This window comes from Mycobacteroides salmoniphilum (assembly GCF_004924335.1).
Taxonomy (GTDB): domain Bacteria; phylum Actinomycetota; class Actinomycetes; order Mycobacteriales; family Mycobacteriaceae; genus Mycobacterium; species Mycobacterium salmoniphilum.
Window position 1 is genome coordinate 1,913,795 of record NZ_CP024633.1, and the last position, 12,367, is coordinate 1,926,161.

A 12,367-nucleotide genomic window follows, 5' to 3' on the forward strand; every position below is an offset into this window, starting at 1 on the left:
CCTCTCGTGAACCCGATGTCCGCGAGACCAGGTGTGAGAAGAGGTCGGCTAAACCACGTCAAGGAGGGCAGGGAGGCTGAGCCTCTTCGGGCGGACACCGGGCGCTCCTGCACGCCCGGCACCCACATTACCGCGCTAGAGCGTGGGGCGTCGGTGTGCCCACGGCTCGGTCGCTTCGAGCTGAGCGGCCAGCCGGATGAGCAGAGATTCACCGCCCAGTGGCGCGACGAACTGCACGCCGAGTGGCAGGCCCTTCGGGGTCTGATACAGCGGCAAGGAAATCGCCGGGCGCCCAGTGAGATTCGCCAACTGGGTGTAGGGGACCCAGCCGAGGTTGTCGTTGATCATGCTGTCGACGATGTTCGCGTACTTGAGCACGCGGGCAGTCTTGGTGCGCAGCAGTAGATCGGATACGGCCGCCAGCGGCGCCGGGAGATTGAACTCGCCGATCCGTGGCGGAGCCTTGGCGAGTGTGGGCGTGAGCAGGAGGTCGTAGTCGCCGAAGAAGGTTGCCAGTTCCCGCACGTAGTTGTGTCGGCGCTCCACGGCCGCAACGTAATCGGGGCCGCTGGTGGCGCGGCCCAGAGCGGCGATGAGGAGGGTGTCGCGTTCGAACCCCTCGTCGCCCGCTCCGGTCAGCTTCTTGGTGTCGTCCACCTCGTAGGCGGCGTGCACAAACCAGGTCAGCAGGAAATCGCGGGCGAGCTGCCCGTCGTCGTAGGGGGCGCTCACCTCTTCCACCTCATGGCCCAAGTGAGTCAGGATGCGCACCGCGGCCTCGACGGCGGCCACCGCGGCGGGATCGGGATTCGGGGTGATGACGGTAGGGATGCGCACCCCGATCCGGAGCTTGCCGGGATCCCGGCCCACCTGCGAGGCATACGAATCCTCGGGCATCGCTGGGAGATACGGCGATGTGGGCTCGGGGCCGGCGATGATGTCGAGCATGGCGGCGGTATCGCGGACGGTGCGCGACACCGTACCGCTGACCGCCGCTCCGTGCATGGGCTCACCGGCCCCCGGACCCATCGGAGTGATACCGCGACCGGGCTTGAGGCCCACCAGACCACAGCATCCCGCGGGGATGCGGATCGACCCACCCCCGTCACTGGCACCGGCCACCGGCACGATTCCCGCGGCCACGGCAGCGGCAGAACCGCCCGAGGACCCGCCCGGGGTGCGGTTCAGATCCCACGGATTACGGCTTGGCCCAAAGAGTTCCGGCTCGGTGATGCCCTTCGACCCGAATTCGGGGGTGTTGGTCTTGCCGAAGATGACGAGACCGGCATCGAGCCAGCGCTGCACGATGGTGGAGTGTTCCGGGGCGGGCCGTGTGGACAACGCCCGGCACCCTCCCGATGTCGGGTGGCCCTTGTAGTCCTGGCCGAGGTCCTTGATGAGAAAGGGCACTCCGGCGAGCGGTCCGGTCAGCTCACCGGCGACCTGCTGGTCGGCCTCGGGGATGGTCCGGACGATGGCGTTGATGTCATCGTTGACCGCTACCGCCCGGGCACGGGCGGCGGCGAGCAGCTCGGCAGGACTGACCTGCTTGGTGGCAACCAGCTCGGCCAGGCCGGTGGCGTCGTGTTGGGAGTATTCGGAGAAATCCACCCGGCCAGCCTATGCGGCTTCAGGCGATCAGGCGTTGGCCTTCTTCAGCACATCGTTGTAGATAGCGACGATCTTCTCGGTCTGCAGCGACTGACGTGGCTCGTCCTGATGCGCGGCGACAACTTCGGTCATCTGTCGCAGCTTGTCACGGTCATCGGCCAGTGCCCGGATGGCCGCCGCGATCGCCTCGACGGACTCGTTCTCCGTCACCAGACCACCGCCGTCGGGCACCGATTCGCCGAGGATATCGTCGCAGAAAATGACGGGGGTCGACATCGAAATAGCTTCCAGCAGAACCAGTCCCTGAGTGTCGAAACCGTAGGACGTGAACAACAGGGCGCTGCTGGCTCCCATCGCCGCCAGGCAGCTGTCCTGGCTGACCCGGCCGCGCAACCGGATCCGATTGGAGGCTCCGTGCGAATCGACGTACTTCTTGATGGCGTGCTCGAGGTGACCGTCACCGTAGATGTCCATGACACAGTTCTTGACCTGGGTGGCCGCCTTCACGGCCTCCAGCACCCGCTTCTCCGGGGAGAGGCGTCCGCACCAGATCAGCCGCAGCGGCTCATCGTCGGTCGGCTTGTCGTCCGCCGCTTCACGGGCGATGTCCACCAGCTCGTCGTCGACACCGTTCGAGACCACCGAGATGGGCCGACGCAAGCCGCGGTCCGTGAGGGCCTGGGCGAAGTGCGTCGTCGGCGTGATCTCGTGGTCCACGGCCTGTGCCTGAGCCATCATCAGCTGCCACGCTCGCCGCGACGCGGCGGACTCCTGGACTGTGGTCAGGTGGAAATCCCTGGGCAGGTGGCGCTCCTGCATTTGACTGAAGATCCACGCCAACAGCAGGGGGTTGGGGCTGGCCTTCTCGAAGTACACGTCGTACCGGGTGTGCTTGGTCTGCACCACCGGGATGCCGTTGCGGCGGGCAGCCTCCACACCGGCGATGCAGACACCGAGGTCGCCCTGGCTGTGGATGATGTCGATGGGTCCGCGGGCGCGCAGCTCCCGGTCAATCAGCTCCTTGTTCGCCGCTCCCGGCCATACGAAGGTGAAGTCGTCGTGCTTGCCGAGCTTGCGCATCACCTCTGCCACGAACGGCACGGGCTTGACCTCGACGACGTTCGGATCGGGGTCGGCGGTGTGGGCCAGTGGTGCGGTGAACACCGTCACCTTGTGCCCCAGCCGCTCCAGGCCATGACGCTGCCGCGCCACCGAGATCTGCGCCCCGCCCAGGCTCTCGGGATGAAGATCGGTGAACAGCGCAATATGCATCGTCGAAACCTTGTCGTTGTGTGCCAGTACGGCGTGCGGAAACCGGGCCCAACCCGAACCGAACCGTATCGGATCGCCGGTCGTGCTGCTGAGATACCCAGACAGAAGGTACTGAGAAAGGCCAGCCTCCCCGCCGCCGATGGCCTCACCCAGTAGTCTCGATGCTGTGCAACGTCGAATTATGGGGATCGAGACCGAGTTCGGCGTCACGTGCACATTTCACGGCCACCGTCGACTGAGCCCGGATGAGGTCGCCCGCTATCTGTTCCGTCGCGTGGTGTCCTGGGGACGCAGTTCCAACGTGTTCCTGCGCAATGGCGCACGGCTCTACCTCGATGTGGGCAGCCACCCGGAGTACGCCACCGCCGAATGCGACAGCCTGGTGCAGCTGGTCACCCATGACCGTGCCGGGGAACGTGTCCTGGAGGACCTGCTGATCGATGCCGAGCAGCGCCTGTCCGACGAGGGCATCGGCGGCGACATCTACTTGTTCAAGAACAACACCGACTCGGCCGGCAACTCCTATGGCTGCCACGAGAACTACCTCATCGTGCGGGCGGGGGAGTTCTCCCGGATTTCCGATGTGCTGCTGCCCTTCCTGGTGACACGCCAGCTGATCTGTGGCGCGGGCAAGATACTGCAAACCCCCAAGGCGGCGACCTTCTGCTTGTCGCAACGCGCCGAACACATTTGGGAAGGCGTGTCCTCGGCGACCACCCGCAGCCGTCCCATCATCAACACCCGCGATGAGCCGCACGCGGACGCCGAGAAGTACCGGCGGCTGCACGTCATCGTCGGCGACTCCAACATGTCCGAGTCGACCACCATGCTCAAGGTCGGCACCGCGGCGCTGGTGCTGGAGATGATCGAAAGTGGCGTCGCTTTCCGGGACTTCTCGCTGGATAACCCGATCCGCGCCATCCGTGAGGTCAGCCATGACCTCACGGGCCGCCGCCCCGTGCGGCTCGCCGGTGGGCGTCAGGCCAGTGCGCTGGACATCCAGCGTGAGTACCACGCTCGCGCCGTCGAGCACCTGAACACGCGCGAGCCGAACGCGCAGGTCGAGCAGGTCGTGGAACTCTGGGGACGCACGCTGGATGCCGTTGAGGCCCAGGACTTCTCGAAGGTCGACACCGAGATCGACTGGGTGATCAAGCGCAAGCTGTTCCAGCGCTATCAGGACCGCTACAACATGGAGCTGTCCGACCCGAAGATCGCCCAGCTGGACCTGGCCTATCACGACATCAAGCGCGGCAGGGGCGTGTTCGACCTGCTGCAGCGCAAGGGGTTGGCCGCCCGTGTCACCACCGACGAGGAGATCAAGGCCGCCGTCGACCAGCCTCCGCAGACCACCCGCGCCAAGCTGCGCGGTGATTTCATCACCGCCGCTCAGGAGGCCGGCCGCGATTTCACGGTGGACTGGGTGCACCTCAAGCTCAACGACCAGGCACAGCGCACGGTGTTGTGTAAGGACCCGTTCCGGTCCGTCGACGAGCGGGTGGAACGGCTCATCGCCAGCATGTAGCGGGATCCCGCTGCGATCGTGATGCTTCCGTCGAACGTCGAACAAACTTTCGCAACACCCCCTAAAGTGCTGGCAGGAAACACGCCATAGTCCTCTAAGCTTGCCGCCGTGGCGATCTCCAAAGTCGAGCGGTTAATGAACCTGGTGATCTGCCTGCTGTCCACCCGCACCTATGTCACCGCCGAACGCATCCGTACGTCGGTGGCCGGTTACTCGGACTCGCCGAGCGACGAGGCCTTCAGCCGGATGTTCGAGCGCGATAAGAACGAGCTGCGCGATCTGGGCATACCGCTGGAGACAGGGAAGGTGTCGTCCTTCGACGCCACCGAGGGGTACCGCATCCGCCGTGACGCCTACGAGCTGCCCGATATCACCCTCACCGCCGACGAGTCCGCAGCCGTCGCTGTCGCCACCCAGCTGTGGCAGTCGCCCGAGCTGGTCACCGCCGCGCAGGGCGCGCTGATGAAGCTGCGCGCGGCGGGGGTGGATGTCGACCCGGCCGCAGAGAATGTTTCGGTGGCGGCGCCTGCCGCCATGCCCGGCGGTCGTGGATCGGAATCGGTACTGCGAATTCTGCTGTCCGCCATCGACTCCGGTCACGCCGTGCACTTCGGGCACCGGCCGTCACGTGCCGAGCCGTATGTCACGCGCACCGTCGAGCCCTGGGGCGTGATCACCGATCGCGGCCGCTGGTACCTCGTCGGACATGACCGGGACCGGAACGCCACCCGCACTTTCCGGCTCTCCCGTATCGGGGAGGACGTCACGATGCTCGACAAACCGGGGACTGTCCGTCGTCCCGAGGGGGTGGACCTGCGCGCCATCGTGGCCCGGGCCGTCGGCGACGGCCCGGTGCGGATCACCGCACGGGTGTGGATCGCCGAAGGACGCGCCCAGGAGCTGCGCCGGATGGGTGCCGTCGTCGAACCACAGCGGCGAGGAGAGCGCGACGGGGATGTGGTCGAGATCGAGGTGGCCTCACCCGACCGGCTGGTTCGCTCGATCGCCTCCCACGGCGCCGATGCGGTCGCGTTGGAGCCGGCACAGGTGCGCGACGAGGTCATCGCTCGTCTTCAGGAGCACGCAGGAGTCACGGCATGACCGAGCTGTCGAATCGTCTGACCCGGCTTCTCAACATGGTTCCTTACTTCCAGGCCAATCCGGGTATCAGTGCCGCCGATGCCGCCGCCGACCTGGGGGTCACGACCAAACAGCTGATGGCCGACCTGAACCAGCTGTGGATGTGTGGCCTGCCCGGTTACGGCCCCGGCGATCTGATCGATCTCTCCTTCTCCGAGGAGAGCATCGAGGTCACGTTCTCGGCCGGTATCGACCGTCCGCTGCGCCTCACCTCGCCCGAGGCGACGGCACTCCTGGTCGCCCTGCGCGCCTTGCTGGACATGCCCGGCACCGTCGACCCGGAGGCCGCGCGCAGCGCTATCGCCAAGATCGAGGACGCCGCGGGGGCCGGCGATGAGTCGCTCGGGCGAAGAGAGTTGAACACCCAATCGGACGGTTCGCCGGCGACTGCCGTCGAGTCCGAGGCGGTCTCTGCGGTGCGCTCGGCCGTGCGTCACCGCAAGGCGTTGCGCATCGAGTACTACTCGGCATCGCGAGACGCGTTGTCGGAACGGATAGTCGATCCCATTCGGATCGCGGTGGTGGGGGACCACAGCTACCTGGAGGCCTGGTGTCGCGCATCGGAGGGGGTGCGGTTGTTCCGGTTCGACAGGATCGAACAGGCCGAGGTTCTCGATCAGCGCGCAGCGCCCCCCGAGCCCGCGGTCCAGACGGCCACCGACACCGGTTTGTTTGAGGCGGACCCCTCGCTTCCCGCGGCGACGGTGCTGGTCGGTCCGAGTGCGTCCTGGGTCTTCGATTACTTCCCGATGCGGCCCACCGGTGTCCAGCATGCCGATGGTTCGGTGGAGGCCGCCATGACCTATGCCTCCGAGGACTGGATGGCGCGGCTGGTCCTCGGGTTCGGATCGGCGATCCGAGTGCTGGCACCGGAGTCGTTGGCGCTGCGGGTACGCACTGATGCGGCGGTGGCGCTGGCGGCGTATCAGGCCAGCTGACCGAGATCGGCCCTGGGGTAGCATTCAGGGCAGACACGACGCCAGAGGAGGTGACCACATTGGGCGGTCTACAACCCATGCACTGGGTGATCGTAATTGTGGTGTTCGCGCTGCTCTTCGGAGCCAAGAAGTTGCCGGACCTCGCGCGTTCGCTGGGTAAGTCGCTGCGGATCTTCAAGTCGGAAGTCAAAGAACTGCAAAACGAGGGAAATGCTGCGAAGGCGTCCGACACCCCGCAGGCCGTGGAGCCGCAGCAAGTGCCTCCGACTGCCGCGGTGGAAGCGCCCCCGATCGAATCGACTCCCGGTCACAAGCCCACTGCCTAGCCGCGTTCCGCCGCGATAGGCCGGCCGGATAGGTCATGCGTTCATGAATAAGGTCCTGGGGGCTCTTGGGCTGCGGCGAAAATCCAGACAACCCAAAAATGCCGATGGCACCATGTCGCTCATCGAGCATCTGCAGGAGCTGCGCACCCGCTTGCTGATCTCGGTGGCGGCGGTCCTGCTCACTACCATCATCGGTTTCATCTGGTACGAGCACACGATGTTCGGCCTCGAGAGCCTCGGTGAATGGTTGCGTGAGCCGTACTGCTCGCTGCCGGCCAGCGCCCGCGCCAATCTCAGCGCGGACGGCGCCTGCCGACTGTTGGCCACCGCGCCCTTCGAGCAGTTCATGCTCCGCCTCAAGGTGGGCCTGACGGCCGGCGTGGTGCTGGCCTGCCCGGTGTGGCTGTATCAAATCTGGCGTTTCATCACCCCGGGCCTGTACCGCAACGAACGCAAGTTCGGTGTCATCTTCGTGACCGCAGCGGCCGTGCTGTTCGTCACCGGCGCGTTCCTGGCCTACCTGGTGCTGGCCAAGGCCCTGCACTTCCTCTTGACGGTGGGCAGCGACGTTCAGGTCACCGGGCTCAAGGGTGACGAGTACTTCAGCTTCCTGATCAACCTGCTGCTGGTGTTCGGCGTCAGCTTCGAATTCCCGCTGCTGCTCATCATGCTGAATTTCGTCGGGATGCTGCCCTACGCCAAGCTCAGGAATTGGCGCCGCGGCATCATCTTCGGCCTGTTCGTCTTCGCGGCCTTCGCGACGCCGGGAGCCGATCCGTTCTCGATGACGGCGCTGGGGCTCGCGCTCACCCTGCTGCTGGAGTTCTCCATCCAGGTGGCCCGCGTGCACGATAAACGCAAGGCCAGGCGGGAGGCCGCGCAGGAGCTCAGTGACGACGAGGCCTCCGCATTGGACGCGCCCGAGGCCATTGCCGCGCCCGAACCGATCGGTCCCCCCGAGCGGTTTGACAACATGGGCAAGTGACCAGCATCGGAACCGAACTTAGTGCGTTCTCCCAAGGGCTGAGTTTCGCTCTCGATCCGTTCCAGGTCCGCTCGTGTACCGCGCTGGAGAACGGCCACGGCGTGCTGGTCTGCGCGCCCACCGGCGCGGGCAAGACCATCGTCGGAGAGTTCGCGGTACACCTGGCCCTGGCCGCCGGGCGCAAATGCTTCTACACCACCCCGATCAAGGCGCTGAGCAACCAGAAGTACAACGACCTGGTATCGGTGTACGGGCCGGAGAGGGTCGGCCTGCTCACCGGAGACTCGTCGATCAACTCCGATGCCCCGGTGGTGGTGATGACCACCGAGGTGCTGCGAAACATGCTTTACGCGGATTCGCCAGCGCTGCATGGTCTTTCGCATGTCGTGATGGATGAGGTGCACTTCCTGGCCGACCGATTCCGTGGTGCGGTCTGGGAAGAGGTGATCCTGCATCTGCCCGAGGATGTTGCCTTGGCCAGTCTGTCGGCCACGGTGAGCAACGCCGAGGAATTCGGCGGCTGGATCAAGACGGTCCGCGGAGATACCACCGTGGTGGTCGACGAGACCCGGCCGGTTCCCTTGTGGCAGCACGTCATAGTCGGGCGGCGGCTGTTCGACCTGTTCGATTACGACGGTAAGAAAACCGACGTCGATCCGGAGCTCACCCGCCACATAGCTCAGCGTCGCCAGGCCGATCGCTTCGCCGACTTCGACCGCCCGCACCGACGGCCACACCAGGGAGGGTCGAACCAGCGTTCGGGGAGGCCGCCCACCCTCTACCGGCCGCCGTCGCGACCCGAAGTCATCACCCGGCTCGATGAGGATGGGCTGCTTCCGGCGATTACGTTCATCTTCTCGCGCGCCGGATGCGATGGTGCTGTGGCCCAATGCCTTCGGTCCAGGTTGCGCCTGACCACCGAGGAGCAACGGCGGGAGATCGTCGCCGTCATCGACCGCCGCACCGAAGGGCTGCCCGAGGGCGACCTGGACGTGCTCGGGTATTGGCAGTGGCGGGAGGGGCTGTTGCGCGGTATCGCCGCTCACCATGCGGGCATGCTGCCGGTGTTCCGGCACACCGTGGAGGAGCTGTTCACCAAGGGGCTGGTGAAGGCGGTATTCGCTACCGAGACACTGGCATTGGGTATCAATATGCCCGCACGCACGGTGGTGCTGGAGCGGTTGGTCAAGTTCAACGGGGAGCAGCACGCGGCGTTGACTCCCGGGGAGTACACCCAGTTGACCGGGCGCGCGGGCCGGCGCGGCATCGACGTCGAGGGACACGCCGTCGTGTTGTGGACACCCGAGGTGGAGCCCAGCGAGATCGCGGGACTGGCGTCTACCCGCACCTTCCCGCTACGCAGCTCCTTCGCGCCGTCGTACAACATGACGATCAATCTGGTGCACCGCATGGGCCCGGGTCCGGCACGCGAACTACTGGAGCGATCCTTCGCGCAGTTCCAGGCAGACCGCTCCGTGGTGGGATTGGTGCGTGGCATCGAACGTGGTCAGAAAATGCTCGACGAGATCGCCAATGAGCTTGACGGACACGACGGTTCGGTTCTGGAGTACGTCCGGATGCGCGGCAACCTCGCCGAGCGTGAGCGCGCCGCCGCACGTGAGTCACGGCTTGAACGTCGCGGTGCGGCCAACGACGCCCTGGCCGCGCTCAAGCGGGGCGACGTCATCGCGATCCCACATGGCCGTCGCAACGGTGTGGCCGTGGTGCTGGAGCCGGCCAACGACAACGACGACCCCCGTCCTTTGGTGTTGACCGAACACCGTTGGGCCGGGCGGATTTCGTCGGCGGATTACACGGCAGGCGCTGAACCGCTCGGATCCATCGCACTGCCCAAGCGGGTCGAGCATCGTCAGCCCAAGGTGCGACGCGATGTGGCGTCGGCGCTGCGGTCAGCGCTTGACGAGGGCCGGGTACGCAGGCCGCAACCCGTGAAGGGCCGCAAGAACGGTGCGGGCGCCGACGGCGCAGATCTGGGAGTCGAGGTCGAACGGTTACGTCATGAAATCCGGCAGCATCCGGTGCATCGTGTCCCCAACCGCGAGGAGCTGGCACGGACAGCCGAGCGCTATCTGCGCATCGAACGCGACAACGCGCAACTGCAGAAGAAGGTGTCGGCCGCGACCAATTCGCTCGCGCGCACTTTTGACCGGATCCTCGCGCTGCTCACCGAACGTGGATACGTCGAGGACAGCGCCGAGCTCGGTGTGAAGGTCACCGAGGACGGCATGCTGCTGGCACGCATCTATAGCGAAAGTGATCTGCTGGTGGCCGAGTGTCTGCGGCGCGGGCTGTGGGCAGGACTCAAACCCGCGGAGCTGGCGGCCGTGGCATCGGCCGTGCTGTACGAGTCGCGGGGTGATGCGGTGTCGGAGACGGGTGAGGCGCCGACGGCCGCGCTGCGGGCGGCACTCGCCGAGACCCACCGGGCCCTGGCCCGGTTGCGCCGCGACGAACAGCAGTACCAGCTCTCGCCCACCCGCGAGGTCGACGAGGGCTTCGTCGCAGCGGTGTACCGATGGGCGACTACCGGTGATCTGGCGGCATCGCTGGAGGCGGCCGGCAATACGGGCACCGCGTTGCCGGCGGGTGATTTCGTGCGGTGGTGCCGGCAAGTGGTTGATCTGCTCGACCAAATCAACAAGGCCGCGCCGGACACCACGGTGCGCTCGGTGGCACGGGCCGCGGTCGCCGACGTGCGGCGTGGCGTCGTCGCCGTTGATGGCACATAAGGTCGAGCAAACGCTAAGGTGGAGCGTCAGCACGCTCTTACACACCGGTAAGTAACAATGTCGCGACACGGGAGGAACGATGAGCGGTCCACAGGGAACCGAACCTGGCGGACAGTGGGCGCCGCAACCTGGGCAAGGCCAAGAGCCGTGGCAGACACCGCAATCCTCAGATCCGGCAGGGCAGGGCGAGCAGGGTTGGCAGCAGCCGGCCTACGGTCAGGGACAGCAGTATCCGCAGTACCAGCAGCCGGGTTTCCCGGGTGGTGGATTTGGGGATCCGAGCCAGTTCGGCCAGCAGCCCGGTCAGCAGGGATTCGGCGAGCCGAGTCAGTTCGGCCAGCCCGGCGCCTACGGCCAGCCAGGACAGTACGGGCAGCAGGGTGGATACCCGGGCCAATACGGGCAGCAGCAGGGACAACCTTTCCCGCAGTTCGGTGCTGGTAAGCCGCAGCGTTCCACCAAGACCATCGCCATCATCGGCGGCATCGTCGCGGCCGCGGTGATCCTGATCGTGGTGCTGGTTACCGCCTTCCTGGCTCCCGGCTGGGCCATGACCACGACCCTGGACGTCAGCAAGGCGCAAGAGGGCGTGACCAAGGTTCTTACCGACGAGACCAACGGATATGGCGCCAAGAACGTCAAGGACGTCAAGTGCAATGACGGCAAGAACCCCGAGGTGAAGAAGGGCGCCACCTTCAACTGCGATGTCAGCATCGACGGCACCAAGCGGCAGGTCACTGTCACGTTCCAGAACGACAAGGGCACCTACGAGGTAGGCCGCCCCAAGTAGATCGATTCTCGAGAAAACGCCGAGTGCGCAGATCCGCGCACTCGGCGTTTTTGTGTTTAGGGGAGCCCGTCGAGCGCCTTCTGCAGGCGTGTGATCGCCGACCCGATCCCCAATGCGGCGCCCAGTTCGGCGACTCGCTGAGGATCTCGCGCTGTCAGCGGTAGCGCATCGCTGCCGCGATCGATCGTGACCGGCGCATCCACGGCCACGCGCACCACCGGTTCTGCGGCTGCGATGTAGTCGGTAGCGGCCAACAGCTTGGCGCGAACCGCCTTGGCCAGCCCGGATTCTGGATCGTCGACCGCGGCAAGGATGCCGGTCAGTGACCCGTACTCGGCAAGAAGTTTGGTTGCCGTCTTCTCACCCACGCCGGCGACACCGGGCAGGCCGTCGGACGGGTCGCCGCGCAGCAGGGCCAGCTCCGCATACGCCGCGCCGGCACGCTCCACGGGCACTCCGTACTGCTCGGACACCTCGGCCGGTCCGAACAAGGTGGCCTTGGCGAACCCGCGGCCCATGTAGAAGACGCGAATCGGGACCGGGGCATCGGTGACTACCTGCAGCAAGTCGCGGTCACCGCTGACCACGATCACGGGGTCCCGGCGTTCGGTCGCGGCGAGCGTGCCCAGCACATCGTCTGCCTCAAATCCCGGGGCACCGGCCGACGCGATGCCGAACGCGTCCAGCATGGCGGCGATCATGTCGACCTGGGGTGTCAGCTCGTCGGGTACCTCTTCGACGTCAACGTCTGTGGCAATCGCCTCGACGACTCTGTGTGCCTTGTACGACGGAATCGCCGCCACCCGCCAGGCCGGACGCCAGTCCAGATCCAGGCACACCACCAGCCGATGAGGCCGGTGCACGGTGATGAGCTGCGACACGGTGTCGAGGAACCCACGGACGGCATTGACGGGTCTGCCGTCGGGTGAGGTGATGGAATCCGGAACCCCGAAGTATGAGCGGAACCACAGGCTGGCGCCATCGAGCAGCAGGACGGGTCGCGCGAGGTCATCTTGCACGGCACTCAACC

At 66.0% G+C, this 12,367-nt stretch carries 10 protein-coding genes; 7 read left to right on the forward strand and 3 right to left on the reverse strand.

What is annotated here, in order from left to right; translation table 11 throughout:
* Positions 1 to 135 precede the first annotated feature (135 nt).
* Together DSM43276_RS09505 and DSM43276_RS09510 are read right to left on the reverse strand one after the other, a co-directional pair.
* Complete coding sequence (locus DSM43276_RS09505; protein WP_078329107.1) at positions 136 to 1,611, reverse strand: amidase; 1,476 nt, start codon at positions 1,609 to 1,611, stop codon at positions 136 to 138.
* Positions 1,612 to 1,638: 27 nt separating this feature from the next.
* The gene (locus DSM43276_RS09510) at positions 1,639 to 2,883 is read right to left on the reverse strand and encodes a glycosyltransferase (RefSeq protein WP_078329106.1); all 1,245 of its coding nucleotides are present in this window, start codon (positions 2,881 to 2,883) and stop codon (positions 1,639 to 1,641) included.
* Positions 2,884 to 3,049: 166 nt separating this feature from the next.
* Between DSM43276_RS09510 and pafA the strand changes: the two genes are divergently transcribed.
* The 7 genes from pafA (at position 3,050) to DSM43276_RS09545 (ending at position 11,337) form a co-directional block, all read left to right on the forward strand.
* Entirely contained in the window at positions 3,050 to 4,408 is a 1,359-nt protein-coding gene (gene pafA, locus DSM43276_RS09515) for a Pup--protein ligase (protein WP_109556025.1), read from the forward strand.
* Positions 4,409 to 4,516: 108 nt separating this feature from the next.
* Positions 4,517 to 5,509, forward strand: coding sequence for a helix-turn-helix transcriptional regulator (locus tag DSM43276_RS09520; protein WP_078329105.1), 993 nt, complete (start codon positions 4,517 to 4,519; stop codon positions 5,507 to 5,509).
* Positions 5,506 to 6,486: a helix-turn-helix transcriptional regulator gene (locus DSM43276_RS09525; protein WP_078329104.1), complete on the forward strand. Its 981-nt coding sequence runs from the start codon at positions 5,506 to 5,508 to the stop codon at positions 6,484 to 6,486. Before DSM43276_RS09520 ends, DSM43276_RS09525 begins: the two co-directional genes overlap by 4 nt.
* A gap of 59 nt (positions 6,487 to 6,545) precedes the next feature.
* Positions 6,546 to 6,812 carry a Sec-independent protein translocase subunit TatA gene (gene tatA, locus DSM43276_RS09530; protein WP_078329187.1) on the forward strand — a complete coding sequence of 89 codons (267 nt, stop codon included), beginning with the start codon at positions 6,546 to 6,548 and terminating at the stop codon, positions 6,810 to 6,812.
* Positions 6,813 to 6,924: 112 nt separating this feature from the next.
* Positions 6,925 to 7,797, forward strand: a complete 873-nt coding sequence (gene tatC, locus DSM43276_RS09535; protein ID WP_078329103.1) for a twin-arginine translocase subunit TatC — start codon at positions 6,925 to 6,927, stop codon at positions 7,795 to 7,797.
* Positions 7,794 to 10,547 carry a DEAD/DEAH box helicase gene (locus DSM43276_RS09540; RefSeq protein WP_078329102.1) on the forward strand — a complete coding sequence of 918 codons (2,754 nt, stop codon included), beginning with the start codon at positions 7,794 to 7,796 and terminating at the stop codon, positions 10,545 to 10,547. The genes tatC and DSM43276_RS09540 overlap by 4 nt, the downstream gene beginning before the upstream one ends.
* 79 nt (positions 10,548 to 10,626) lie before the next feature.
* Positions 10,627 to 11,337, forward strand: a complete 711-nt coding sequence (locus DSM43276_RS09545; RefSeq protein WP_078329101.1) for a DUF4333 domain-containing protein — start codon at positions 10,627 to 10,629, stop codon at positions 11,335 to 11,337.
* Positions 11,338 to 11,393: 56 nt separating this feature from the next.
* Here the strand turns inward: DSM43276_RS09545 and DSM43276_RS09550 are convergent, their stop codons facing one another.
* Positions 11,394 to 12,329, reverse strand: a complete 936-nt coding sequence (locus DSM43276_RS09550) for a 5'-3' exonuclease (protein ID WP_078329186.1) — start codon at positions 12,327 to 12,329, stop codon at positions 11,394 to 11,396.
* Positions 12,330 to 12,367: the final 38 nt, after the last annotated feature.